The sequence below is a fragment of the Moritella sp. Urea-trap-13 genome (assembly GCF_002836355.1).
In the GTDB taxonomy this organism is placed as follows: domain Bacteria; phylum Pseudomonadota; class Gammaproteobacteria; order Enterobacterales; family Moritellaceae; genus Moritella.
The window spans coordinates 852,170-878,264 of sequence record NZ_PJCA01000031.1 but is presented as its reverse complement, the minus strand read 5'-3'; the positions used below and the strand labels follow the sequence as shown (position 1 = coordinate 878,264).

General features: G+C 41.4%; 21 protein-coding genes. 17 read left to right on the top strand and 4 right to left on the bottom strand.

The genetic code is table 11. The features are described 5' to 3' along the window. Position 1: 1 nt before the first annotated feature. Both CXF93_RS11805 and bioA read right to left on the bottom strand, forming a co-directional pair. Positions 2–364, bottom strand: coding sequence for a hypothetical protein (locus CXF93_RS11805; protein ID WP_101062702.1), 363 nt, complete (start codon positions 362–364; stop codon positions 2–4). A 192-nt stretch (positions 365–556) separates the two neighbouring features. Next, on the bottom strand, positions 557–1,855 hold the full coding sequence (bioA, locus tag CXF93_RS11800; RefSeq protein WP_101062701.1) for an adenosylmethionine--8-amino-7-oxononanoate transaminase: 1,299 nt from the start codon (positions 1,853–1,855) through the stop codon (positions 557–559). Between the two features lie 91 nt (positions 1,856–1,946). Here bioA and bioB point away from each other — a divergent pair, with 91 nt between their 5' ends. The 12 genes from bioB (at position 1,947) to kdsB (ending at position 16,083) form a co-directional block, all read left to right on the top strand. Further along, positions 1,947–3,014, top strand: a complete 1,068-nt coding sequence (gene bioB / locus CXF93_RS11795) for a biotin synthase BioB (protein WP_101062700.1) — start codon at positions 1,947–1,949, stop codon at positions 3,012–3,014. After that, complete coding sequence (bioF, locus tag CXF93_RS11790) at positions 3,014–4,141, top strand: 8-amino-7-oxononanoate synthase (protein WP_101062699.1); 1,128 nt, start codon at positions 3,014–3,016, stop codon at positions 4,139–4,141. The genes bioB and bioF overlap by 1 nt, the downstream gene beginning before the upstream one ends. After that, entirely contained in the window at positions 4,134–4,931 is a 798-nt protein-coding gene (gene bioC / locus CXF93_RS11785) for a malonyl-ACP O-methyltransferase BioC (RefSeq protein WP_101062698.1), read from the top strand. The genes bioF and bioC overlap by 8 nt, the downstream gene beginning before the upstream one ends. A 79-nt stretch (positions 4,932–5,010) precedes the next feature. Continuing rightward, positions 5,011–5,730: a dethiobiotin synthase gene (bioD, locus tag CXF93_RS11780; RefSeq protein ID WP_101062697.1), complete on the top strand. Its 720-nt coding sequence runs from the start codon at positions 5,011–5,013 to the stop codon at positions 5,728–5,730. Between the two features lie 120 nt (positions 5,731–5,850). Continuing rightward, positions 5,851–7,227: a hypothetical protein gene (locus CXF93_RS11775; RefSeq protein WP_101062696.1), complete on the top strand. Its 1,377-nt coding sequence runs from the start codon at positions 5,851–5,853 to the stop codon at positions 7,225–7,227. 249 nt (positions 7,228–7,476) lie between these two features. Continuing rightward, positions 7,477–8,496, top strand: coding sequence for an AraC family transcriptional regulator (locus tag CXF93_RS11770; RefSeq protein WP_101062695.1), 1,020 nt, complete (start codon positions 7,477–7,479; stop codon positions 8,494–8,496). Between the two features lie 143 nt (positions 8,497–8,639). Then, on the top strand, positions 8,640–9,833 hold the full coding sequence (locus CXF93_RS11765; protein ID WP_101063342.1) for a YCF48-related protein: 1,194 nt from the start codon (positions 8,640–8,642) through the stop codon (positions 9,831–9,833). A 1-nt stretch (position 9,834) separates the two neighbouring features. Further along, positions 9,835–12,201: an RND family transporter gene (locus CXF93_RS11760; protein ID WP_101062694.1), complete on the top strand. Its 2,367-nt coding sequence runs from the start codon at positions 9,835–9,837 to the stop codon at positions 12,199–12,201. A 170-nt stretch (positions 12,202–12,371) separates the two neighbouring features. After that, entirely contained in the window at positions 12,372–14,114 is a 1,743-nt protein-coding gene (gene msbA / locus CXF93_RS11755) for a lipid A export permease/ATP-binding protein MsbA (RefSeq protein WP_232784186.1), read from the top strand. 49 nt (positions 14,115–14,163) lie between these two features. Next, a complete protein-coding gene (gene lpxK, locus CXF93_RS11750) occupies positions 14,164–15,156 on the top strand; it encodes a tetraacyldisaccharide 4'-kinase (protein ID WP_101062692.1) in 993 nt (330 codons plus the stop codon). Continuing rightward, on the top strand, positions 15,140–15,328 hold the full coding sequence (locus CXF93_RS11745) for a Trm112 family protein (RefSeq protein WP_101062691.1): 189 nt from the start codon (positions 15,140–15,142) through the stop codon (positions 15,326–15,328). Before lpxK ends, CXF93_RS11745 begins: the two co-directional genes overlap by 17 nt. Continuing rightward, on the top strand, positions 15,325–16,083 hold the full coding sequence (kdsB, locus tag CXF93_RS11740) for a 3-deoxy-manno-octulosonate cytidylyltransferase (protein WP_101062690.1): 759 nt from the start codon (positions 15,325–15,327) through the stop codon (positions 16,081–16,083). The genes CXF93_RS11745 and kdsB overlap by 4 nt, the downstream gene beginning before the upstream one ends. 181 nt (positions 16,084–16,264) lie before the next feature. On the opposite strand, the gene CXF93_RS11735 is transcribed toward kdsB, so the two are convergent. Next, entirely contained in the window at positions 16,265–18,001 is a 1,737-nt protein-coding gene (locus tag CXF93_RS11735; protein ID WP_101062689.1) for a sodium:solute symporter family protein, read from the bottom strand. Continuing rightward, positions 18,002–18,253 (bottom strand): DUF4212 domain-containing protein, encoded by a 252-nt coding sequence (locus CXF93_RS11730; RefSeq protein WP_017222232.1) that lies wholly within the window; start codon positions 18,251–18,253, stop codon positions 18,002–18,004. A gap of 288 nt (positions 18,254–18,541) precedes the next feature. Here CXF93_RS11730 and CXF93_RS11725 point away from each other — a divergent pair, with 288 nt between their 5' ends. The 5 genes from CXF93_RS11725 to CXF93_RS11705 all read left to right on the top strand — a co-directional run bounded on the left by CXF93_RS11725 (position 18,542) and on the right by CXF93_RS11705 (position 25,982). Further along, positions 18,542–20,398 (top strand): DUF294 nucleotidyltransferase-like domain-containing protein, encoded by a 1,857-nt coding sequence (locus tag CXF93_RS11725; protein ID WP_101063341.1) that lies wholly within the window; start codon positions 18,542–18,544, stop codon positions 20,396–20,398. A gap of 98 nt (positions 20,399–20,496) precedes the next feature. Beyond that, positions 20,497–21,201 (top strand): exonuclease domain-containing protein, encoded by a 705-nt coding sequence (locus tag CXF93_RS11720; RefSeq protein WP_101062688.1) that lies wholly within the window; start codon positions 20,497–20,499, stop codon positions 21,199–21,201. Between the two features lie 104 nt (positions 21,202–21,305). Beyond that, positions 21,306–21,968, top strand: a complete 663-nt coding sequence (locus CXF93_RS11715) for a response regulator transcription factor (protein WP_101062687.1) — start codon at positions 21,306–21,308, stop codon at positions 21,966–21,968. Positions 21,969–21,972: 4 nt separating this feature from the next. Then, positions 21,973–22,410: a hypothetical protein gene (locus CXF93_RS11710; RefSeq protein WP_101062686.1), complete on the top strand. Its 438-nt coding sequence runs from the start codon at positions 21,973–21,975 to the stop codon at positions 22,408–22,410. Positions 22,411–22,541: 131 nt separating this feature from the next. Continuing rightward, positions 22,542–25,982, top strand: coding sequence for a PAS domain-containing hybrid sensor histidine kinase/response regulator (locus CXF93_RS11705; RefSeq protein ID WP_101062685.1), 3,441 nt, complete (start codon positions 22,542–22,544; stop codon positions 25,980–25,982). The last annotated feature ends 113 nt before the right edge of the window (positions 25,983–26,095 follow it).

Here is a 26,095-nt window from a genome sequence, read left to right as displayed (position 1 = left end):
CCTAATGGTAATTAATTTGTTTTTTCTTTTGTTGTAGTAACCGTGTTTGATTTAAAAAACTACTGCTGGGTTTTATTGCGGCATTATTTGTGGGGTTTATTGTGCGTTGTTTTAAACTCTGCTCTAGTTTTTCAAAATAATTAGATTCACTAATATTGTTGTCGAGCATTAAATTGTAGCGTTCAGATAAGCCATGAGTGTCTGTTGCATGTTCGAGTTTATTGATGATGTCATGCTCAAATTTAGCTTCCTGAATATAATCTGTGATACTGCTAAGCGGTGCAATTATTTTAATATAAACAATATACGAGATCGCGGAAAAACTGATTATACTTAAACCAAAAATCAATAAATTATTGAGCATAGATGACTCCATAAACTAAGGTTGAATGAATGTAACAAGTTGGTGATGAAGCTTGTTACATTCATTATTATTAAGTTTCCATGTCACAATTGTAGACGTGGATACCTTAGCTTAGCAAAGACCATTTTGATGATATTGCAAGTCAAAACCAGAGAAAGCTAAATTGACTTTTGTTATTAATCAAAAATAGTGTTATTTAGCCCAGATGTCGGCATCAAGTACTTGCTTGATCACATTGCATAATGTATCGAGTTCTGTTGCTGAAATAATATACGGAGGCATGATATACAGCAGCTTGCCAAAAGGTCTGATCCATACGCCTAATTCAACAAATAATACCTGCGCTTTAGCTAGATCGATAGATTTCGACGTTTCAATTACGCCAATACTGCCCAGTACACGAGCATCAGTGACATTGTCATGTTCAATCAATGGTAACAATGCTTGTTGCATTTGCTGCTCAATGCCCGCGACTTGTTGTTGCCAGTCACTGGTCATTAATAAATCAATACTGGCGTTGGCGACTGCGCAGGCTAGGGGATTACCCATAAACGTGGGACCGTGCATTAACACACCGCTGGGCCCGTTGCTGATCGTTTCTGCTACGTGTCGGGTTGTTAACGTCGCGGCCAAGGTCATGTAACCACCCGTGATCCCTTTACCTAGGCACATAATGTCTGGGGTGATGTCAGCATGTTCACTGGCAAATAACTTACCGGTACGACCAAATCCGGTGGCGATCTCATCAGCAATCAGCAACACCTCATAACGTTCACAGAGTAATTTGGCTTGGCGTAAAAACTCTGGATGATAGAACTTCATGCCGCCTGCGCCTTGTACAATTGGCTCTAAAATAAACGCAGCGATATGCTGATGATTTTCAGCTAATGTGCTGGCTAAATCTTGCATCGCACTGTCTTGCCATTGTTCATCAAACTTGATGCTCGGCGCGCTAATAAAATACTGCGGAGCCAAGAAACCGGTGAATAATTCGTGCATGCCATTATCTGGGTCACAAACCGACATCGCGCCAAAGGTATCACCGTGATAACCGTTACGTATAGTGACAAACTTTTTCTTGCTCGGTTGTTGATGATGCCAATATTGGATCGCCATTTTCATGGCGACTTCGACACTCACTGAGCCTGAATCTGACAAGAACACACACTCTAAACCTGCTGGGGTGATATCAACCAATTTCTGGCATAGATTTATCGCTGGTGTATGAGTGATACCACCAAACATGACATGGGACATTTTACTTGCTTGCACCTGCATCGCTTGATTTAACGCCGGTACGTTGTAGCCATGAATCGATGCCCACCAAGAAGACATGCCATCGATGAGCTGGGTGCCGTCATTTAATGTTAAGTAAACACCACAGGCGCTATCAACGTGATAACAAGGCAAAGGTTTGGTCATTGAAGTATAAGGGTGCCAGATGTGTTGCTGGTCGAACTTCATTAAGTTATCGTGTGTTTTTTGAGTCATTGTAAACCTTGGTTTTAGCATTTGGTTGACCTTGCGGCTATGCTGGATAGACTAATCGAGTTTACGCACAAATTCAAATAAAGGATTTTAGATGACTAACCGTGTTCGCCATGATTGGCATATTGATGAGATTGAAGCACTTTTTAACCAACCGTTTAATGATTTGATGTTTCAGGCTCAAACGGCACACCGTCAACATTTTGATCCAAACAGTGTGCAGATTAGTACACTGCTATCAATCAAAACCGGCGCTTGTCCGGAAGATTGCAAGTACTGCCCGCAGAGCGCGCGTTATACCACGGGTATTGAAAAAGAACGTTTGATGCAAGTTGAAACAGTACTCACACGTGCAGCTGAAGCAAAAGAAAATGGCGCGAGTCGTTTTTGTATGGGCGCAGCGTGGAAAAACCCGCATAAACGCGATATGCCGTATTTAATCGATATGGTTAAAGGTGTTAAAGCCATGGGTCTGGAAACGTGTATGACGTTAGGTATGTTAGCACCCGACCAAGCGCAGTCATTGTCTGAAGCGGGTTTAGATTATTATAACCATAACTTAGATACGTCTGAAGAGTATTACGAACAGATTATTACGACACGTACTTATCAAGACCGTTTAGATACCTTAAGTCACGTGCGTGAAGCTGGTATGAAAGTCTGCTCTGGCGGTATCGTTGGTATGGGTGAGCAACAACAGGACCGTTTTGGTCTGCTTAAGTCACTGGCGAACTTACCGCATCATCCTGAAAGTGTACCGATTAATATGTTGGTTAAAGTGGCCGGTACACCACTTGAAGATGCGCCTGATTTAGATGCATTCGAGTTTGTCCGCACCATTGCTGTAGCACGGATCATCATGCCTAAATCGTATGTACGTTTATCGGCGGGTCGTGAGGCGATGAGTGAACAAACGCAAGCGCTGTGTTTCATGGCGGGTGCTAACTCGATTTTCTACGGTTGTAAGTTGCTAACCACAGATAATCCAGATGAAGACAGTGATAAACGTTTATTTAAAAAGTTAGGCCTACACCCTGCACGTATTCGTGAAGCGAGTGATGAAGCGCAATCTGCACAATTGCTTGATGAAATTGCCGAGCAAGCATCGCCGTCGCTGTTTTACGACGCGAGTGCTGTTGGTGAGAAGAGCGCGGCACTTTAATGGCGTTTGAATTCATTAGCCAAGCATTACGGCAGCAAGAATCTGAGTCGTTGTTACGCACGCGAGCAATCAATCATGGCGCCATTAATTTTTCTGCCAATGATTATCTGGGCCTTTCAACACACCCTGAATTAATTGCAGCATGGCAACGTGGTGCAACTGAGTATGGTGTTGGCAGTGGTGGCTCATTTCTTGTTACAGGCTATACCCATGCGCATGCGGTACTCGAAGAAAAGTTAGCTGAAATAACCGGCTATGAATCAAGTTTATTATTTAACTCGGGTTACAGTGCTAACCAAGCCCTAATTAAAGTCTTGCTGAATAAAAATGATTTACTGGTACAGGATAAGCTTAACCATGCCTCACTCATTGAGGCGGGGATGTATTCACCTGCGACGATGAAACGCTTTAAGCATAATGACAGTGTTCATCTTGCTCAGACCCTAGAGCAATATCGCGCCACACATGCTAATTCACTGGTTGTTACCGAAGGTGTGTTTAGTATGGATGGTGATATGGCCGATTTACAGGAAATTAGTCAACAATGTAAAGCCCATGACAGTTGGTTATTAGTCGATGATGCCCATGGTTTCGGGGTATTACCACAGGGCCAAAATAGTCTTAACCAACACGGTTTATTAGCTCATGATGTTGATTTGTACATGGCGACATTTGGTAAAGCCGTTGGTGTGTCAGGGGCGTTTGTCGCGGCGTCGAAAGATGTTATCGACTATTTAGTTAACTTTTCTAAGCCTTATATTTATTCGACGGCAATGCCTGCTGCGATGGCGTTGTGTATAGATAAAGCGTTAACGATCATGCTGACTGAGACATGGCGGGTAACACATTTAAACCAGCTTATTTGTTATTTCAAACAACAGTGTTCTTTACGCAATATTACCTTGATGCCATCTGATACGGCTATTCAACCTTTGCTTATTGGTGATGCCGGTAAGGCGATGAAAATAAGTCAACAGCTTGCTAGTCAAGGGCTATTAGTAAAAGCGATAAGACCGCCGACTGTGCCACCAGGTACCTCACGATTACGGATTACCTTATCTGCGAATCATAGTATTGAAGACATTGATTTATTACTGACTCGTTTACAGGAGGCGTTGCATGATTGATAAAAATGCGGTCGCCCGTTGTTTTGGTAAAGCCGCTGCCAGTTATGATCAACATGCGATATTACAGCGCTTGTCCTGTGATCGACTTTTACAGACCCTACCCAATAAAGGCAACGCGGAACGATATAACACCACTGTTGATCTGGGTTGTGGTAGCGGGGCATTATTACCGGTATTGGCGAACTGTAGTAAGCAGTTAATCGCGGTTGATTTATCCTTTGGTATGCTTACTCACGCCAAGCAGCAGCGCGAGCAACAAGATAAATTAACGCCACCTATTTATTGGTTGAACGCTGATGCCGAGGCATTACCTTTACTGTCGAGCTGTGTCGACTTGTGTGTCTCAAATTTAGCATTGCAATGGTGCGATGACTTAGCGACGCCCTTGATTGAAGCCTCACGGTGTTTAAATCAAGGTGGCTTGATGCTTTTTAGCACGCTGGTAGCTGGTAGCCTTGATGAGTTAACGCAGTCATGGTCGACGGTCAATGAGCATCGCCATGTAAATCGTTTTTTGTCTGAAGGTGAAATTAAAACCGCGTTATTAAAATCTGGTTTAAGCGTTGAAATATTTCAAGTTGAAATCCAAACCATGTACTACTCAAGCGTGAAAGAGGTAATGCAAAGCCTGAAGGGAATTGGTGCTAATCATGTCCATGACAAAGACGCTAAACCGACAACGCAAGGTGAGCTAAGGGCATTTAAAGCCAACTACGAAATGTTACGTGATAATCAAGGCTTATTACCGCTTAGCTACAAACTCGCTTACTGCTTATTGCGCAAGTGCTAACCAGCACATTTAAGACGATATTTTAAGATGAGATGAAGACTTAAGACGACATTTAAGACAATAGAAACTAAGGTCACCGATGACAATAAATTGTAAAAAAGTATTTATTACCGGCACAGATACCGATGTGGGTAAAACTGTGGTTAGCTGTGCGGTACTTGATTACGCTAACAAATTAGGCCTTAAAACGGTAGGTTTGAAGCCTATTTCAGCAGGTTGTGAATTAACACCAGGGGGTTTACGTAATGAAGATGCGGTATTATTACAACAGCATGCGTCGTATAAATTAGATTATAAAATTGTTAACCCCATTGCTTATCAAGCGCCAATCGCCCCGCATATAGCTGCGCACAATAATGGCGAGTCTATTGATTTGGCGTTAGTGGACGATTCCCTCGCTCAACTGCCTGATGATATTGATTTTGCCGTGATCGAAGGTGCTGGTGGTTGGCATCTACCGATTAGTATGAATAAAAACAATGCTGATAACAGTAACTTATTTTCATCTTGGGTAGCTGAAAATAAGTTAGATGTTATTCTTGTAGTAGGGGTTAAGTTAGGTTGTTTAAATCATGCGATATTATCAGCACAAGCCATAGCTCATTCTGGCGCGAACCTTGTAGGTTGGATCGCGAACAGTCCCACCACTGATATTGCTAATTATGATGGCATGATTGCCACCTTAAGCATGGAATTATCAGCACCATTGATGGGTGAAATGCCTTATTTTTCATCAATCGAAGATAAAAATGAAAATTCAGCTGACTATTTGGATTTAACTTCTTATTTGTCGTTGTAAAGGATAATATACTTAGCCATAAAATGCCCCTTGGTACGCAAATACATGCTCTATAATCACTAGTAGGTATTTATGACTAAGAGGTGAGAGTAAGTGTAATAACGAAAGGACAAACAAGGCGTGGCTAAGATTGTTTTAAAGCAAGAAGATAAATTATCATTTAAACTTAACCACCTTATTCCACAGGGTGATTATCGTCGTGTGGACGTGTATTTTTTATTACCTAACGAGATGGGTATTAATCCTCGAACATTAACAGAAGATGATTATTTTTACCGTGGCATTCAAGGTAAGCGTGCGTATTATTCTGAGGGTTTACACCTGCCGTTAGTGCAAAGCCGTTTTGCTAGTCGAATGAAACGTTCTCCAGACGAATATCGCGTTAACTTAAACCTCTTTGCTTACCAATTTGCTAAAGCTTTCGAAAAAGATATCCGAAATATTGAAGATCAAATTGATCCGCAATTGTTTTATGCTGCGTTAATTGAACTTAATGAGGTCGCTAAGTCGATTATTAAGAAGTTTCGTCGTAATGCCCCAAAAGATGAAAAATTAAAAGCTTATTTTAATAATGTTGATAATTACCTTTCATGGTTCAGTGAGCAATGCTGCTATAAGGCATTGTCCAAACGTAAAAAGAGTAATGAGTTTCTTGATGAACGTGCGGAAATTATTGGCTTTTGTCGAGGCGAAGCTAAGTATCGCTTCGAAAATGGTTATAACTCCGCGAATACCTTGTTAGATCCGAATCGTATAGCCAATAAAATGCGCTTGTTACGTCGTTTGATCGAACATGGCGTGATCTTTAAAGAAGAAACTCAAGCGCTCGGGGCTCATCAGAAAAAGATAGTGAAAGGCACCGCGACATCGTTAGTGATGGTGATTGTATTAAGTCTTATCTTTTTTGCTCAAGGTGAATTAAAAGGACTGACGTATGCTTTGATTGCGGTATTGTCGGTTATTTACGGTTTCAGGGAGATCTTTAAAGATGAATTTAATAACACCTTATGGCGTTGGATCCGTAAAGGGCGACCAAAATGGTCAAGACAGCTGATTGATACATCAAATAAACAAATCATTTGTAAGCAACGTATCTGGCTAGACTATATAAAACAAACTAAGTTACCAAAAGTAGTACGTGACGTTTTATATCGCCGTCGACCGCAGAACAAGCAAGAGTCAATACTCTTGCATTATCGGTTAGATACCAAGGTCAGTAGTAAAGGCTTTCAACCAGGTTATGACCGTATTCAAGAACAGGTTTATTTTAGTGTTAGACCGCTGATTCGGTATTTAGAGCGTGGTACTGGTGCTGTATATGCAGAAAATGAAAGTAAGATAACTAAAGAATCGATTGAAAGGCGCTACCAAGTTAATGTGGTTGTCGGTCTAAAGGATGACAGTGCTAAAGTCGTTTATCAACGCCATAAAATAACAGTTAACCGTTCTGGTATCCTTGATATTGAAGCTGCGGATGTTTTTAGTGAAATTTTGTAGTTAATTAGCTACGCCGATTATACAAACATAGGTATTAAATCTATGTTTAATCTAATACCTTTATAATAATTTAATCAAACGTTTGAATTATTATGATACTAAGCTCCTATTTTTGCACTAATGTTGTTGCGCAAATGTTGCCTATGTGAAATATTCGTTGTATGTCTTCTGGTTGAATTGAGATAGATATTGTCTTTTCAGCTATGATGTAATGAAGCAACGAGTAATACGAGCAAAGGAGTGCTGATAATGAATGTTCAAGGAGATGTTATTGGAGGCTGGTTAGTTGCCTTATATAAAGCGCTATTATGGAAAGGAATAGAACCTTTCGAGCTGCTATCAAAATCAGATGTAAGCATTGATGAAATAACGAATGTAGGCAGTCGCGTTCCCGTGCACCTGTGTAATAAACTCTTCGAACAATCAGTAACACTGACGGATGATCCACTTTTACCGATTAAAGTGAGTCAATGCATTGTTGCGACAACATTTCATGCATTAGGTTGTGCACTGCAAGCCTCATCATCATTACAAGACGCATTTACCCGGTTAGTGCATTATGACCGTGTATTGAGTAGTACCTGTCGTATTCATTTAACGCAAGACGAAACGCATTGTTATCTGCAGTTAAACTTAAATGAGACCGAAGACTGCATTAATCGCATTGGCGATACACTTGAATTAACCATGTTACTTTCCATCATCAAAATTTGTCGCGACCTGTCTAATCCTGGTTTTTCCCCAGTCAAGATATATACCACTGCCAATGCTCGGTGTGTCGAGCAATTTGAAACTCATACAGGCTGCAGCGTTGAGTTTAACTCAAGTAAATCTATGTTAGTGATGGATCGTAATCTGCTAGCAAAACGGCTGCCCAATTTTGCGCCAGATCTTATTTCTTTCAGTGATAAAGCGGTTGATGATTATCTTGCTGGCCTTGATTGTAATAATGTTGTCAGCCAAGTACGTTCTGAAGTTGTCTCTTTGATGGCGACCGGTGTACCAAATATTGACTTTGTCGCCGATAAATTGAACTTTAGTCAGCGTAGTTTACAGCGAAAACTCAATGATTCCGGTACCAGTTATAAAGATCTAGTTGAAAATATTCGCCAAACAACCGCTGAACAACATTTAAATCAAAACCGTTTATCGTTGGGGGAAATAAGCTACCTGTTGGGCTTTTCTAATGTGGCTAATTTTTCTCGGGCATTTAAACGTTGGAAAGGCGTGACGCCCGGTGTTTATCGAGGAGAACATTGCCATTCATAAATAGTGGTTAATACCAAAAATAGCATTGTTAATGCCAAGAGTAATATTGCTTATATCAAGCGGAAAATGGATTGCCATTTGATGACAACATTTAGGTCTTAGTGAGAAGACCTTCGTAAACTTAAGGGATTATGGTGATACAAATGCCAAGTATGGATAAAAAATCGCTTGCGCTGTTATGTGTATTAAGTTTACCAGTATACAGTGCCAGTGAAGAACAGACGTTAAAGAAAGCAAGCAGTTATGTCGGCAATAATGTGTTACAGGTTGCGGCAGAAATGAATAGCCTTGTTGAGAATAGCGTTTTTTTAGAAATTGATAATTTCCAACAGCGTCAGATAATGGTTGGAGAGTACGGACGTATTTTAGTGCGTGATAATGCGGATTCAACTTGGCTTCAGGCTAACGTACCTGTACAAACGACAATCACAGCTGTGGACTTTATTGATGATAAAGTTGCTTGGGCGGTGGGTCATCAAGGCGTGATATTAAAAACCACGGACGGCGGTCGTAACTGGATTAAAATTTTTGATGGTTTGCAGCTAACGGGGTTGTTAAAAACCAGCTTAGAACAACAAATCGTGGCGTTAACGGTTCAGTTTGAACGTGCTGAAGTCGATGGTACTCTTGATAACGACAGTATTGATGAAGATCGTCTTGATGAGTTAGAGATGCAACTCGATGATGCGACTTATAAACTTGAAGATTTAACAGTTAATGCGGGCATTGAAATTTCATTTTTTGATGTGCTATTCACCACGCCCGATTATGGCCTTGTAATTGGTGCTTATGGCGCAATGCTAGAAACCAACGATGGTGGTAATAATTGGCAATATATCGGCTATCAAGTACCTAATCCTGAAGGCTTCCATCTTAATGCATTAACGACAGATGCGGATAATAATATCTATGTGGTCGGCGAAGCGGGCCTTGGCATGGCGACCTCAGATCAAGGTAACAGCTGGCGTGCTCTGGAAATTGACTACATGGGTTCACTGTTTGGTATCGATGTTAATGGCTCGTCACTCTATAGTTACGGATTACGCGGCAATATGTTCGCTTCACAAGACCAAGGCGAGACTTGGCAGCACCTAGATACTGGGGTGACTAACCATATTTTCTCAGCTGATTGGCTAAATAACACCGAGCTGTTACTCGTTGGCGCTGGTGGATTAAAGCTAGTCTATAACGGTCATACCTTCAATAATATCTCCAAAATAACTCAACGTATTGATATCACCTCAGTCAAAATTATCGGTGATGATGTGATCACGACAGGATTACGTGGTTGGCAAAAAAATAGTCAAAATGAACTCGTACAGGGAGGTCTGAAGTAATATGGAAAAGCTTACTATTTGGATCGAAAAACAGTTATTTGGTTTTAAATATATCGTATTTGCAGTGATCGTGTTACTGACCGCTTTTTTGGGGTATAACGCCAGTCTAGTCAGGCCCAGTGCGTCATTTGAGAAAATGATCCCAGTGCAACATGAGTATGTGCAAAACTACTTAAATTACAAACAAGAGCTAGCCAGCTTAGGCAATAGCGTACGCGTTGTTATTGAAAACCAAAATGGCGATATTTTTAATGCTGAATTTCAAGATCAGATGCGTACCTTAAATGATGAACTATTTTTCATTTCCGGCGTTGACCGCTCGGGTATGAAATCAATTTGGACCGCGAATGTAACCTGGGCTGAAGTAACCGAAGACGGTTTTGTCGGTGGTACTGTGATCCCGAGTGATTATGATGGCAGTCAGCGTACCCTTGATAGATTACGTCGCAATGTGATGCTATCTGGCCAAGTCGGCTATTTAGTCGGTGATGATTTTAAATCTGCAGTATTCTTATTACCATTAATGAGTATCAACCCAGATACCGGTAAACCATTAGATTACAATCAACTGTCTACAACGTTAGAAGAAATTCGCAGTAAGTATGAAGTTAATGGCGTTAAGGTTCACATTACCGGTTTTGCTAAAGTGGTGGGTGATCTGATTGCTGGCGCGGCGCAAGTGGTGATCTTTTTCTTAACGGCCATTGTCATTACGTTTGCATTGTTGTATCTGTATAGCCGTTGTTTAAGAAGTACATTTGTGACAGTGACTTGTGCACTCGTTGCAGTTATTTGGCAATTAGGTTTACTGAATCTGTTGGGTCAGGGACTTGATCCTTACTCTATGTTGGTGCCATTTTTAGTGTTTGCGATTGCCGTGAGTCATGGTGTGCAACTTATTAGTGCGATTGGCCAGCATATGGCCGCGGGCAATAAAGCCGAGCAAGCTGCACGTCTTGGATTCAGAGCGTTAGCTATTCCTGGTTTGATTGCATTGTTAAGTGATGGACTTGGTTTTATTACCTTAAACGTGATTGAAATTGAGGTTATTCAAGATCTTGCCACTGCAGCCAGCGTGGGTGTTGCGGTTATCTTGTTAACTAACTTGATATTGTTACCTATTTTAATGTCTTGGACTGGGGTATCTCCAGCGGGTATCAAATATTTGCTAGCCGAACAATCGAAAACGCCGTTAATTGTGACGGTATTTAGTCGTTTTGCTGATGCGAAATGGGCTAAGTCGGCGCTAATATTTGGTGTGGTTTGCCTTGCGGTCGGTTTATACCAAGGCCAATCGCTGAAAATTGGTGATCTTGATGCGGGCGCCCCTGAGTTACGTGCGGACAGTCGCTATAATCTAGACAATGCTTATATGGTGAACAATTACCAAGCCAGTACCGACATCATGGTATTGATGGTGGAGACACCAGCAGAGCAGTGCAGTAGTTACCATACCTTGAATGCGGTGAATCAGTTGCAATCACATGTTGAGGGGATCGCTGGCGTACAGTCGACATTATCTGTCGCGACCATCGCTAAAAAAGCCATTGTTGGTATGAATGAAGGTAATCCTAAGTGGCAAGGTTTAAGCCCTAATCAACTGGTGCTTAACGCTGCTGTCGGCCGCGCACCTGCTGCGTTTATGAATAATACTTGCAGTATGTTGCCGTTGATTATTTATCTTGATGATCATAAAGCCAATACACTGGAAACCGTGATCGCTGATATTACCGCTTATACTGCAGCGAATAAAACCGAGGGTGTGAACTTTGCACTTGCGGCGGGTAATGCCGGAATTGAAGCCGCTACTAACAGCGTGATTGAAAAAGCCCAATACCAAATGCTGATGTGGGTATACGGTGTTGTGGCGATATTATGTTTCCTTACATTCCGCTCGGTTAAAACACTGATATGTATTATTTTACCGTTAGCATTGACCTCTATTTTGGGACAAGCGTTAATGGCGACATTAGGTATAGGCGTGAAAGTAGCAACCTTGCCTGTGATCGCGTTAGGTGTGGGTATTGGTGTCGATTATGGTATTTATATCTACAGTCAATTATCAGCTCGTTTAAAAATGGGTGATAACTTACAAGATGCTTATCAATATGCACTATCGAGTACCGGTAAAGCGGTTGCGTTTACTGGTATTACCTTAGCGATAGGGGTGTGTACTTGGGTATTATCGCCAATTAAATTTCAAGCTGATATGGGGTTGATGCTTACCTTCATGTTTATTTGGAATATGTTGGGGGCATTGTGTTTCTTACCCGCACTCGCATGGCTATTAAATATTGGTGGTAATAGGCAAGCTGTAGCGTCATCTCCGCAGACTAAAATAGAGCAAGATAATAGTAATGCGGCATAAATCGAATATATAGGTGTGTTGTTATTAAAAGGGTTGATCCATTTGGGTCAGCCCTTTTGCGTTAATATGGTTAAAAAACAGTTATTATGAGGTTCTGAGCATGGAAAGTTTGGAGTTTTGCCTAACCTAGGTTTAAAATGATCGCCTATCTCAATAACAAGACAGTTTTCATGGATCAACAGCGTACAGCTTGGCAGACGGTCAAGCGATTTTCTATTTATGTTCTCGACTTAAAAACTACCTTAGCCTTAGGTGTTCTCGCTATGCTTGGTTACGGTATTGTCGATGCAACGCTACTTAATATTTTACAGCCACTTGTCGATGATGGCTTTAACGCTGAAACTTCAGCATTCTTGAAATGGATGCCATTGTTTGTGGTCGGCATGGTGACCTTACGTGGTTTAGCGTCGTTTGGTTCAAGTTATTGCATGGCGAAAGCCGGTAATACCGTAGTAATGCGTTTACAGCGTCAGTTATTTGATCATCTTATGCATTTACCTGTGAGCTTTTTTGATAAAACTCCATCGGGTGAATTAGTATCAAAAATTATCTATGATTCCACCCAAGTATCAGGTGCAGCATCTAAAACCATTGTGAATGTATTCCGTAGTGGTGCGTTTATTCTTGGTCTGCTTATTTGGATGTTCTATCAAAGCTGGCAGTTATCTCTGGTGTTATTATTTATTGCGCCACTGGTCGGTATCATTATTGGTTCTGTGAGTCGTCGTTTTCGTGTCATCAGTCGCCGCTTACAACAAGCTATGGGTAACGTGTCATCAACAGCGCAGCAAATGCTCCATGGTCATAAAGACGTATTAATGTCTGCAGGACATGAAACAGAGCGTGAACGTTTTGGTTCTGTCAGTAATCATATTCGTCAGCAACAGATGAAAATGGCAACAACAAGTGCAGCGAGTAATGCGCTAGTACAGATTGTGGCTTCATTTGCACTCGGTGTGGTTTTATATCTTGCGTCTTTCGAATCCATTCGTGCGGAACTTACGCCAGGTAAATTCGTGGCTATTGTCGGTTCTATGATGGCGTTATTACGTCCATTACGTGACATCACTAACGTCAACTCTGAAATCCAAAAAGCAATTTCTGCGTGTAACAGCTTGTTTGATATTCTTGATCTTCAAGCAGAGAAAAATACTGGTACCTATATACCGGAACGTGTTGCAGGTAAAATTACCTTCTCAAATGTTGATTTTACTTACCCAACTGCGAGTGCACGCTTGATTGAAAATATGAACTTTACCGCGCAACCCGGTGAGATGATCGCACTTGTTGGTCGCTCAGGGAGTGGTAAATCAACATTGGCTAGTTTGATTACCCGTTTTTATGAAATAGAGAAAGGCGAGATTAGTATTGATGATGTGCCTCTTCACGACTATGAATTAAAATCGTTACGTAACCAAATTGCCTTAGTATCACAAAATGTGCATCTGTTTAATGATACGATCGCGGCAAATATTGCTTATGGTCGTATTAACGAAGTGACACGTGAAGATATTATTGAAGCCGCGACTAAAGCCAATGCATTAGAATTTATTGAAGGCTTTGATAATGGCTTTGATACTGTGGTGGGTGAAAACGGCGCTATGCTATCGGGTGGCCAACGTCAACGTCTGGCCATTGCACGTGCGTTGATACAAGATGCGCCAATCTTAATCCTCGATGAAGCTACGTCGGCACTGGATGCAGAATCAGAGAAGAAGGTTCAGCAAGCACTTGAGACATTACAAAAAGATAGAACCTCGTTAGTGATTGCTCATCGTTTAACGACGATTGAAGCGGCAGATCGTATCTTAGTTATCGAAGCGGGTTCTATTCTTGAAAGTGGTTCGCATTCAGAGCTACTTGCAAAAGGCGAGCACTACGCACAATTACACCGTTTACAACTTGGCGGTTAACCTAGTGCTTGGCGTGAAAAATAAGAACTAGCGTAAAATAGGATATAGCGTGAAAATAGAAGAGGATATTTGGTATGGTAACCATTGGTCTAAATGGTTGCTGGCACCGTTAAGTATAACGTTTGCTGCAATTACCTGTAGCCGTCGTAAACTATTTGAGCTTGGTATTAAAGCCAGTGTTAAACCCGCTGTGCCGACCATAGTTGTCGGTAATATTACGGTGGGGGGCACAGGTAAAACCCCCTTGGTTGTTTACTTATGTGAACAGCTAACGGCTGCTGGTTATAAACCAGGTATTATCAGCCGTGGTTATGGTTCGAAAGCACCACAATATCCTTATATTGTTAATAACGATTCGCCTGTTGCACACAGCGGCGACGAACCGTTTATGTTACATAAACGCACGCAATGTCCATTAGTCATTAGTCCAATTCGCACTACTGCAGCGGCACACTTATTAGCTCACTTTGATGTAGACGTGATTATCACTGATGATGGTTTACAACATTACGCAATGCAAAGAGATATTGAGCTTATCGTGATCGATGGTAAACGCCGCCTTGGTAATGGTCACTTGTTACCAATGGGCCCTTTACGTGAAGGCGCTTGGCGTTTAAAGACAGCTGACTTTGTTATTTGCAATGGTGGTAACGCTTTAGCTGGTGAGGCTAACATGCGTTTGGTTGCGGCGCCATTACGTAAAGTAAGTAATAATGCAGTAGCGACTCCGAACACCGAGTTTACCAGTGTTGCTATTGCCGGAATTGGTAACCCACAGCGTTTTTATAACACCTTAGAAAAACACGATTATGTGATTGAAGAACACCTTTCATTTCCCGATCATCATGCTTTTACTGCCGCTGATATTACTCAGTTTGCAGCAGGGCGAACCGTTATTATGACTGAAAAAGATGCTGTTAAGTGTCAGTCTTTCGCTCAGGATAATTGGTACTATTTACCGGTAAACGCAAGTTTAGATAGCGATTTTTTACCGCAGTTATTATTAACATTAAAGGAATTAAACCATGACTCTGGATCATAACTTACTTGAAATTATTGCTTGCCCTGTCTGTAAAGGTAAATTACATTTTGACAAAAGCAATAATGAACTTATCTGTAATGCAGACCGTCTTGCTTATCCTATCACAGAAGGTATTCCGGTATTACTTGAAGTGAAAGCGCGTCAGTTAACGTCTGAAGAACTAGCTAAATGAGTTTTATTGTTATTATCCCATCACGCTATCAGTCAAGCCGTTTACCCGGTAAGCCGTTAGTTGATATTTGTGGTAAAACAATGATCCAACGTGTTGCTGAGCAAGCATTGCAAAGTGGCGCGTCACGCGTTGTCATTGCGACCGATGATGCTCGAATTGAACAAGCGGTGACGGCATTAGGCTATGAAGTATGCATGACTTCACCGGACCATAATTCGGGTACCGAACGTTTAGCGGAAGTATGCAGTAAGCTCGGTTTTAATGATGATGATATCATTGTGAATGTCCAAGGTGATGAGCCTTTAATTCCACCGCGAATTATTGAGCAAGTTGCGACAAATCTGGGTAAACAAAGCGAAGCACGTATGGCGACATTATCAGTTGCTATAACTGATGTGGAAGAGGTCTTTAACCCGAACGCGGTTAAAGTTGTGACGGATAAACAGGGTTATGCTTTGTATTTTAGCCGAGCTCCGATCCCTTATCACCGTGATAACTTTATGCACCAGCCTGTGACTGAGATTAAACCTGTTTATCAACGTCATATTGGTATCTACGCATACCGCGCTGGTTTTATTCGTGATTATGTTAAGTGGCAAGAAACTGAACTGGAACAGATCGAATCACTAGAGCAGCTACGTGTACTTTGGCATGGTGAGAAAATTCATGTTGAAGAAGCGCTTGAAGCACCCGCTGCTGGTGTTGATACGCCTGAAGATTTGGTTGTGGTACGCAATATTGTCAGTGCGCAATAGTTAATACGGACTGTACTAGCTTATACAAATCTTATATCAAGAGTTGTAATAAGTGGGTAAATTGTAAATACAAAAATGCCGTTCATCAATTGATGAACGGCATTTTTATTACCTAATTTATGATCTAACTTATTACAGCAATAGCGCGATTGGATTATTTCAATCGCGCTATTGCTGGTTATTAATGGTCGGCTGCTGCGCCTGCACCGCGTGGGTAACGTAAATTTTCAACTAATTGCTGGATATGCAGTGGCGCATCACCGGTGACTTTGGTGACAGCAAATGCCACAGTAAAGTTAACAAGTGCACCTACTGAACCAAATGCGTTAGGTGAAATACCAAAGAACCAGTTTTCTTCCATGCCACCAAGGAACGAAGTACCCGGGATAAACATGATGCCTTTATGTTGGAATACATACAGCATAGTGATGCCTAAACCTGCACACATACCTGATACAGCTGCGGTGCCATTAATTTTCTTCGAGAAGATACCCATCATTAACGCTGGGAATAGCGATGAACCAGCTAAACCAAAGGCGAGGGCAACGGTACCAGCGGCGAATCCAGGCGGGTTTAAACCAAGGTAACCGGCGATGATAATAGAAATTGTCATCACGATACGACCAGCTTTTAACTCGGCTTTCTCGGTCATCTGTGGTGTTAATATCCCTTTCATTAAATCATGCGAGATGGCAGATGAAATGGCCAGTAGTAAACCTGCGGCTGTAGAGAGAGCAGCGGCTAAACCACCTGCAGCAACCAGTGCTATTACCCAGTTCGGTAAGTTTGCAATGGCTGGGTTAGCTAATACCATGATGTCACGGTCAACTTTAACCATTTCGTTTTTCACTGGGTCAGCAACATATTGAATTTTGCCATCGCCATTTTTGTCTTCAAATTTTAATAGACCGGTTTTTTCCCAATCTTTAAACCACTGTGGACGTTTTTCATATTCAAGTGGTTGACCCGCTGTTGGTTCAATGGTGTTCATTAGATTGAAACGAGCCATTGCACCGACCGCTGGTGCGACAGTATAAAGTAAGGCGATAAATACTAATGCGTAACCAGCTGATGCTCGTGCTGCTTTCACTGTAGGCACGGTGAAGAAACGCATAATTACGTGTGGTAAACCCGCTGTACCAATCATCAATGACAGGGTATAAGCGAACATATTTAACGTGCCACCCATGTTATCAGTGGTGTATTGGTTAAAGCCAAGGTCTGTTACAACCATGTCGATTTTATCCAGCAGATAAACACCGCTACCATCAGCAAGGGTACTACCTAAACCGAGTTGTGGGATTGGATTACCAGTGAGTTGTAATGAAATGAATACGGCTGGAATAGTATAAGCAAAGATAAGCACGCAATATTGTGCGATTTGCGTATAAGTAATACCTTTCATACCACCTAATACGGCATATACCCAAACGACAACCATACCTATGCCTAAGCCTAGGTCGTAATCAACTTCTAAGAAGCGAGAGAAAGCAACACCAACCCCCTTCATTTGACCGATAATATAAGTAACCGACGCGACGATTAAGCAGACAATCGCCACGACACGCGCGGTTTTAGAGTCATAGCGGTCAGCAATAAATTCTGGCACGGTAAACTTACCGTGTTTACGCATATAAGGAGCCAGTAAGGTCGCAAGCAGTACGAAACCACCCGTCCAACCCATTAAGAATACTGAGCCACCGTAACCGAGAAAGGCAATCAGACCTGCCATTGATAAGAACGACGCGGCACTCATCCAATCGGCGCCGATCGCCATACCATTTTGTAATGGGGTAATACCACCGCCTGCGGCATAGAAATCACTGGTTGTTTTAGCGCGAGCAAACCAAGCAATGGCAAAATATAAGGTAAACGAGCCGAATACGGCGATATAGGTATAGAGTTTTAATTCGGTCATTTATTCTTCCTCAACATTGTGTTTTTTGTCCAGCTTATTCATCTGTACGGCATACCAAAAAACTAAACCAACGAAGGTATAAATAGACCCTTGTTGTGCGAACCAGAAACCAAGCTTATATCCACCGAGTCTAAATTCATTCAATTGCTCGACGAATAAAATGCCACAGCCAAAAGACACCACAAACCAAATTACTAAACAGGTTAATATGAGTCGTATATTGGTTTGCCAATAGGCGTTTTCTTGTTCCATATCCTTTCTCCCAAAAAAAACGATTAAATCTTAATATATAAAATTAGATAGTTATTGATCACCTGAATAAGTTGTCCTTAACTTGAATAACAAATCGTAGGTGTTCGCACTAGCATGTTGTAAATTTAGCAATCTTTAAAAAATAACCCTATACAACTTTCGTCTATATATTATTTTAGGATGTTGACGATTTAGAGGTATAGGGTTAAAACTTAACGTACACATTAAATTGTAATGTCATTGCAATTACATATGCAGATACAAATACAAAGAGGCGAGAGTGAACATATGAACGCAGCGCTAAATGATATTGTTGATTTTATTAAAGTCATTCCGCCTTTTAATTTATTAAATGTGGCGGATTGTCATCTTATTGCGAAACGCACTTCTATCGGTTATTACCGCAATGAAACCCTATTGAATGATCATCAGAATAATCAGCTGAACGGCCAAGTCATGCTGTATATCGTTAAAAAAGGCGTGCTTGCTTATTATGATGATGCGAGTGAATTACAGGGCAAATTCTCAGAAGGTGATTTGTGCAGTGTACTATGCCGTCCAGATGCTCAAAGGTTACAGATAAGTTTACGTGCAGAAGAAGACTGCTTGTTATATGCGATTGATTTTAATGAATTGAAAGTGCTACTTGCTGAGCAGCCCAAAGCGTTACAGTTTCTATTACAGACCGCGCAGCAGCGACTACAGAACACCATGGGGGCGATAACTGAATCGGCATTAATCGCCTCGAGTTTAACCAACGCACCTATAACGGATTATTACAATAGCCCTGCTATCACGATCACAACGCAAGCCAGTATTCGAGATGCGGCTAAATACATGACTGAAAAAGGTGTATCGTGCCTCGTTATCATGGCTGATAAGCAACCTGTTGGTATTGTCACGGATAAGGATATTAGGCGACGCTGTGTCGCTGAAGGATTAAATACCCAACAAGCAGTAACAGATATTATGACTGCTAATATGGCGACTATTGATATCAACCTGTGTGGTCATGATGCATTAGCGTTAATGATAAGTCAGCGTATACATCATCTTCCAGTGACTAAACATGGGGCTCTGATTGGTATGTTAACTGCGACGGACTTAATGAATCAAGAGGGTCATCATGCGGTTAATTTAAGTTCTGTGATCCATAAAGCCAATTCTGTCGACGCCTTGGTTGAATTGAGTTTGATGTTACCTAAACTGCAAGTGAGTATGGCTAAGTTGGGTGCCAGTGCTGATTATTTAGGTAAAAATATTAGTGCACTAACAATGGCATTTACTATTCGGTTAATTGAGTTAGCAGAGTTACAACTTGGTAAAGCCCCAGTTGCTTATGCTTGGTTATGTGCAGGTTCACAAGCGCGGCAAGAGCAGTTAGTTTATTCAGATCAAGATAATGCGCTGATTATTGATGATAGTGCGACACCGCAGCAAGAAGCGTGGTTCGAAGCATTTGCGCATTTTGTCTGTGATGGACTGGCAGCCTGTGGTTATATTTATTGTCCCGGTAATATTATGGCTACTAACACCAAATGGCGACAGAAACAGCGGGTATGGCAAGGCTACTTTACTGATTGGGTAATAAAGCCAGACCCTCAAGCATTATTAAATAGCAGCGTGTTTTTTGACCTTGCTACCGTCTATGGTGACAGTACCTTGTTACAAGATGTTCGTCGTAATATGTTAGAGAAAACGCAGAAAAACACCTTGTTTCAAGCCCATCTATCGCGTAATGCGTTGTTACAGAAACCGCCGTTAGGTTTCTTTCGTGATTTTGTGCTGATTCATGATGGTAAGAATAAAAAAGGCTTGGATCTTAAGCATAATGGTTTAGCACCTATTATTAACCTGGCGCGTATTTATGCATTGGCTGAAGGTATTGAGGATGTAAATACCATCATGCGCTTAAGACTAGCGGCAGGAACGCCATCATTGAGTCGTACCGAATCGGCTAATTTGATTGATGCATTTGAGCTGTTAGGTATGCTACGTGCAGAGCATCAGGCCAAGCAATTAGCCAATGGTGAAGCGGCGGATAGTTATTTGTTACCAAAAGAGATATCTCGATTGGAACGTGAACATTTAAAAGATGCTTTCAAGGTAATTAAAGCCATGCAAAGTTATCGCCAGATGGTGTAGCGGGTAGTTATAATTTGGTAGTCGGAAGTTAGACGTTGTAAGTTGCCAGTAGCTACTGGCAGTTTGACACCGGCTACACTGATTAATAAGGACATATAATGAATCTAATACAATCATTCTTTAGTTTAGAAACACAGCGTAAACGTCTGCTGGCGAAAGCGCCAGAAGGGGCGTTGAAGCAATACTTAAGTGTGCCAATTATCGATCTTGAACAACCTATCATGGCCAGTGATATTTTAGCCGTGGATTTTGAAACAACCGGCTTGAATGCTAAACAAGATAATATTCTGAGTATTGGTTACGTGACACTGGCTGATAACCAAATTAGATTAGATAGTTGTTATCATCAAATTATCGCGGCGCACTGCCAACTACAAGATGAAAATGTGACTATTCACACCATCACAGATCAAGAAAAAGCCAGCGGACGTCCATTGGCAAGTGTAATAGAAGACTTGTTAACGGCATTAGCTGGAAAAACCATGTTGGTTCATTATGCCCAGATAGAGAAAAACTTTCTCGAACAAGCCTGTATTAAGCTATATGGCATGGCACCGGTATTTCCCATTATTGATACATTAGCATTGGCTAAAAAACGCCACGACAGGTGCAGCCAAGCTTATGCACCATCTACGTTGCATTTGACTAGTTTACGTGATGAGTATGGATTACCACATTATCCAGCACACAATGCCTTAAACGATGCTATTGCGACTGCAGAACTGTTTATGGCGAAAGTGCAACATTCAGAATTAAAGGGTAATACCAAGCTTAAGTCTTTGATCACAAGTGCTTTCGGCTAGCTAAGTCGCATGTAACGAGCGCAGCAAGTTAACTTGGTCACAGTTTGGTAACATGGTGTCATGTATAGTGGGGGTTAATTATTTGTAGTGATACATGGATGAGTATGCACGTAATGCCAGAAAAAATCATCATCGCTGATGATCACCCCCTTTTTCGCCAAGCATTGTTGATTGCCTTAAAAGAACAATTTAATACCACGCAATGGCTTGAGGCTGAAACGGTCGAAAGCATTAGTGAGTGTTTAGTCAAGAATGCCGATGCTGACCTGTTATTATTGGATCTGAACATTCCCGGTGCGCATGGGTTTGATCACCTGATCCGTATTCGTAAACAATATCCAAATATTCCTGTTGTGGTGATCTCTGCTTACAGTGATGAAACTATCATAGGTAAAGCAATGCAACACGGCGCGTCCGGTTTTGTACCTAAGTCGGAATCTGTGCCGACAATCATTACCGCTATTACGAAGGTATTATCTGGACAGTTATGGGTACCGGGAACGTTTGAAAAAGCGCAAGAAGAAGTGAGTAATATTGCTGACGAAGCTATAGCTAAGTTAACGGCACAAGAATATCGCATTCTAATGATGTTTTCTGAAGGACTGCTCAACAAACAAATTGGTGATAAACTTTGTGTTGCTGAAGCGACGGTTAAAGCCCATGCGAGTGCTATTTTTCGTAAGCTGAATGTGCGTAACAGAACGCAAGCTGCAATGATGTTGGGGCAACTCGATGTAGCGGACTACAGTGATAATTTAAAGGAATAAATTAATGAATAAACATACTAAAGTGGCGGTACTTGTAGCGCCGTTATTAGCCGTACTCGGCTATGTGGCATCGGATTATTTTATTGAAAATGATGCGGATGAGACAAAATTAATCACATTAGTGCCAGAATCTTCTTGTGCAGTACTTGCGGGAGAGTGCGTATTGATAAGCGGTGACTTTAAAGTCAACGTATTTGATAAAGCCGGTTCCACCGTTATTAACTCTACTTTCCCGTTAGATGAAGCGGTACTATTTTTGGTTGACGTAAATAATATCGCGACTGCATATCCTTTGACTCAGGTACAAAGTAATTATTATTGGCAAGCGCAAACACCCCTGCGTGAGTTGGCCGCGAACAATAATACGACAAGTTATAAATTAAGATTAATAGCCTCAATTAAAGGTGGTAATTACATTAGCGAGTTTGAAACCTTGCTGTAGTTATTTAGGATCTCTACCAAGCTACTTTACTTATAACCCCCAGCCTTTCGATAGGTTGTTTGCCGATCTTAAGTAGCTTGGATATCGATATTATTTGTTGTTGAATTTAGTCGTAGTTAGTAGGTTATGTTATGTTCGAAAATTGGCAGTTGATGCTATTAAGTTTTTTTTATATCGTATTATTATTTTTGATTGCTTATTTAGGCGATAAATATCGTCATCTGATCCAAGGGAAACGGCAAGCGTTAATTTATGCCTTTGCTGTGTCTGTTTATTGTACCTCGTGGAGTTTTCTCGGCACCACAGGGCAAGCTGCAAGCAACGTTTACTCATACTTACCTATTTATTTAGGCCCGATCTTATTACTTGTTTTCGCATGGCCGTTTTTACAACGTATTATTCAAACTAGCATTAGTTTTAATTTAACTTCTATTGCGGATTTACTCGCCGCGCGTTTTGGTAAATCCCATGCATTAGCGATTTTGGTGACGACAGTATCCCTACTTGGGACTATGCCTTATATCGCCTTACAAATTAAAGCGATTGTCTATTCCTTCCAGCAATTACAAATCCAACAAGACTTTATGCCATGGCAGCTTGGTTTAGTGACCAGTTTTGTACTGGCAGGTTTTAGTATTTTATTTGGTATTCGTAATATTGATGTAACAGAGCGTCATCCCGGTATTATGTTGGCAATCGCGTTTGAGGCGTTGGTTAAGATTATCGCTTTTGCCAGTGTCGGTATTTTTATTTGTTACATAGTCTTTGATTCACCACAAGACATTTGGCAACAAGCGAGTGCCAATGCTGACTTAGTAAGTGCATTACAATTTCCAGATTTAAGCGCTATGTTTGGCATGATCATTATTGTGATGGCAGCATTTTTTGTGTTGCCGCGCCAATTTCACGTCATGATTGTGGAGTTACGTGACGAGCAAGATGCCTGGTTGAGCCGCCGTATCTTCCCCTTGTACCTGTTGGTGTTTGCGTTTTTCTCTGCGCCACTGGGACTAGCGGGTTACTTGCTACTCGGTAATAGTGTACCTGCGGATATGTATGTATTGGTGCTACCTTGGTATCAAGATCAAACTTGGTTAACTTTGTTTGCATTTTTAGGTGCTATTTCAGCTGCCAGTTCTATGGTGATCGTATCAACGATTGCTCTGAGTACAATGCTCAGTAATGAAATCGTATTCCCGTTTCTGTTTAAAAAGAATAAGCACCCCACGCAGTACCATGCATTTAGATTAAAGCTGCTTAACATTCGCAAAGTGTTAGTGCTGTTTGTTATTTTGCTGAGTTATCTGGTTTTTCTGTTTATTCCACCAACGGCATTAGCTAGCTTAGGCGCGACAGCATTGGGCGCTTTGGCGCAACTCACGCCAGCATTGGTTGCGGCTTTTTATTGGCGTCGTGCAACATTAAAAGGTGTGTTTACAGGGATCAGTCTGGGTTTTTCATTATGGACACTGCTTAACTTTTTACCGCAGCTGGGTTTATATCAAGGGCCACTCGAAGGCACTGTATTTGCAAGTTCAACGGCGATTAACTTACTCTGCCTGACGGTTAATGTGGTAATGATGATCCTGATATCATTAGTGACCAGAACCAGTATTCAAGAACGGATCCAAGGGGCGTTGTTTTTAAAGCGACAACTATCGCCATCATTAGTTGAAAGTAAACGCAAAGCTAAGTCAAAAAGACAGGCTATATCAATCGATGAATTATTGTTACTGACCGCGCAATTTGTGGGAGACGATAAAGCTTCTAAAAGTTTTCAGGAATTTGAGCAGATCGCGATCACTTTAGGTTATACCGCCAAGGAAAAATCTGAGCATGCACTTGAACATGCCGAGAAAGTATTATCGAGTGTGATGGGATCGTCGTCGGCACGCTTAGTACTCAATTCTGCATTAGATGGGCATGATTTTGCCTTGGATGAACTGGCTACTTTAGTCGGTAACGCCTCCAGTCATCGACAAGAATTTAGTCAGAATTTGTTAAAAAGCGCGATAGAAAATACCCGAGAGGGGATCTCGATTGTCAATGATGAACTCGAACTGGTGGCTTGGAATAAGCAGTATGCGATGTTGTTTGATTATCCTGACGATATTCTGAGTGTTGGTTGTTCGGTTGAGTCATTAATTCGCTTTAATGCCGAGCGCGGGTTGTGTGGTGCAGGTGATATTGAGTCTCATGTAAAAAAACGTCTCGATTTTCTACGTTTAAGACAGTCGCATAACTCCGAACGCTTACGTGAAGACGGTAAGGTCATTAGAATCGAAGGTAACCCATTACCTGATGGTGGCTTCTTGATGGTTTTTTCCGATATTACCGTCTTTAGGCAAGCAGAGCAGGTATTAAAAGAAGCCAATCAAGATCTAGAAACAAGAGTTGCTGAGCGAACCAATAAACTTGAAAAAGCCAATAAAGAGTTAGCTAAGGCGAGGGTTGTTGCTGATGAAGCGCTAAGTAAGAAAAGTCATTATTTACAAGTATGTAGTCATGATTTATTGCAGCCACTAGAAGCGGCACGTTTGTTCACATCGGCACTAGCAAGTCAGTCGACGTTAAATGCACATCAGCAGCGCCAAGTGAAGAGTATCGACTTGTCGCTAAAAGTCGCGAATGAAATGATTGTTAATTTAGCCGAAGTTGCTCGTATCGAGAGCGGCAGTATTAAACCCCATATCGAAACATTTGCATTAAATGATCTATTTAGTCAGCTTGCGAACGAATTTTCCGCTGCGGCGAAGCAACATGGCGTCAGTTTTACTATTATGCCGACAAAGCATTGGGTTAATACCGATAAACACTTGCTACGTCGCATATTGCAAAATTTAATTGGCAATGCATTTCGCTATGCGAGTCCTGGACGAGTATTACTCGGTTGTCGCCGGAAAAGTGCTCAGCTAAGCATTCAATTATTAGACAATGGCCCAGGAATTGCGGCAAAAGATCAAGCTAAAGTATTCGAACAGTTTAGCCAATTAGAGGACAATAATGGCTCGAATGATGGGTTAGGATTAGGGCTTAGTATTTGTAACAGCTTATCGGTTTTACTGCAGCACCAGCTCAGACTTGATTCTATTGAAGGCAGAGGATGTTGCTTTAGCTTACAGTTGTGTGAGGCTACCGCATTACAACAAGAGTATGTCGCGCCTATTCTTGCTCCCACAGATCTTACTGGGACTGCAGTACTGTGTATTGATAACAACCCGGCTATTTTGGAGGGCATGCTAGAGCTCATGAGCAGTTGGGATTGTGAGGTTTACGGTGCTAATTCAATAGCCAGTGCGAAGGCGTTATTTAAGCAATGTGATTTTGATATTTTGTTGGTGGATTACCAATTAGACAATGGTGAGGATGGACTCACCTTAATCTCGGAATTAAGAGCCATAAATCCAACTACGCCTGCGATCCTTATTACCGCGACGACAGAGGCTGGCATTGCTGATAAGGCTGCAGCGGCTAAAGTTGGATTATTACGTAAACTGGTTAAGCCTGCTGCGTTAAGAGCGATGATGAGTGCGCAATTAACCGAATCACTACAAACACAGTTTATTCGATAGTAGTTTATTCGATAGCAGTTAATGGTTAGTGAGGAGTAGGGAAGTATTCCTATTCCTTCTCTATGCCTATCTTGAAATAGCCGTAATTGCCTAGCATGTTTAAACTGTTGTAG

Excerpts from the sequence above, each read along its gene's own strand:
- CXF93_RS11805 (WP_101062702.1), bottom strand. The coding sequence starts at position 364 with ATGCTCAATAATTTATTGATTTTTGGTTTAAGTATAATCAGTTTTTCC.
- bioA (WP_101062701.1), bottom strand. The coding sequence starts at position 1,855 with ATGACTCAAAAAACACACGATAACTTAATGAAGTTCGACCAGCAACAC.
- bioB (WP_101062700.1), top strand. The coding sequence starts at position 1,947 with ATGACTAACCGTGTTCGCCATGATTGGCATATTGATGAGATTGAAGCA.
- bioF (WP_101062699.1), top strand. The coding sequence starts at position 3,014 with ATGGCGTTTGAATTCATTAGCCAAGCATTACGGCAGCAAGAATCTGAG.
- bioC (WP_101062698.1), top strand. The coding sequence starts at position 4,134 with ATGATTGATAAAAATGCGGTCGCCCGTTGTTTTGGTAAAGCCGCTGCC.
- bioD (WP_101062697.1), top strand. The coding sequence starts at position 5,011 with ATGACAATAAATTGTAAAAAAGTATTTATTACCGGCACAGATACCGAT.
- CXF93_RS11770 (WP_101062695.1), top strand. The coding sequence starts at position 7,477 with ATGAATGTTCAAGGAGATGTTATTGGAGGCTGGTTAGTTGCCTTATAT.
- CXF93_RS11765 (WP_101063342.1), top strand. The coding sequence starts at position 8,640 with ATGCCAAGTATGGATAAAAAATCGCTTGCGCTGTTATGTGTATTAAGT.
- CXF93_RS11760 (WP_101062694.1), top strand. The coding sequence starts at position 9,835 with ATGGAAAAGCTTACTATTTGGATCGAAAAACAGTTATTTGGTTTTAAA.
- msbA (WP_232784186.1), top strand. The coding sequence starts at position 12,372 with ATGGATCAACAGCGTACAGCTTGGCAGACGGTCAAGCGATTTTCTATT.
- CXF93_RS11745 (WP_101062691.1), top strand. The coding sequence starts at position 15,140 with ATGACTCTGGATCATAACTTACTTGAAATTATTGCTTGCCCTGTCTGT.
- kdsB (WP_101062690.1), top strand. The coding sequence starts at position 15,325 with ATGAGTTTTATTGTTATTATCCCATCACGCTATCAGTCAAGCCGTTTA.
- CXF93_RS11735 (WP_101062689.1), bottom strand. The coding sequence starts at position 18,001 with ATGACCGAATTAAAACTCTATACCTATATCGCCGTATTCGGCTCGTTT.
- CXF93_RS11730 (WP_017222232.1), bottom strand. The coding sequence starts at position 18,253 with ATGGAACAAGAAAACGCCTATTGGCAAACCAATATACGACTCATATTA.
- CXF93_RS11725 (WP_101063341.1), top strand. The coding sequence starts at position 18,542 with ATGAACGCAGCGCTAAATGATATTGTTGATTTTATTAAAGTCATTCCG.
- CXF93_RS11720 (WP_101062688.1), top strand. The coding sequence starts at position 20,497 with ATGAATCTAATACAATCATTCTTTAGTTTAGAAACACAGCGTAAACGT.
- CXF93_RS11715 (WP_101062687.1), top strand. The coding sequence starts at position 21,306 with ATGCACGTAATGCCAGAAAAAATCATCATCGCTGATGATCACCCCCTT.
- CXF93_RS11710 (WP_101062686.1), top strand. The coding sequence starts at position 21,973 with ATGAATAAACATACTAAAGTGGCGGTACTTGTAGCGCCGTTATTAGCC.
- CXF93_RS11705 (WP_101062685.1), top strand. The coding sequence starts at position 22,542 with ATGTTCGAAAATTGGCAGTTGATGCTATTAAGTTTTTTTTATATCGTA.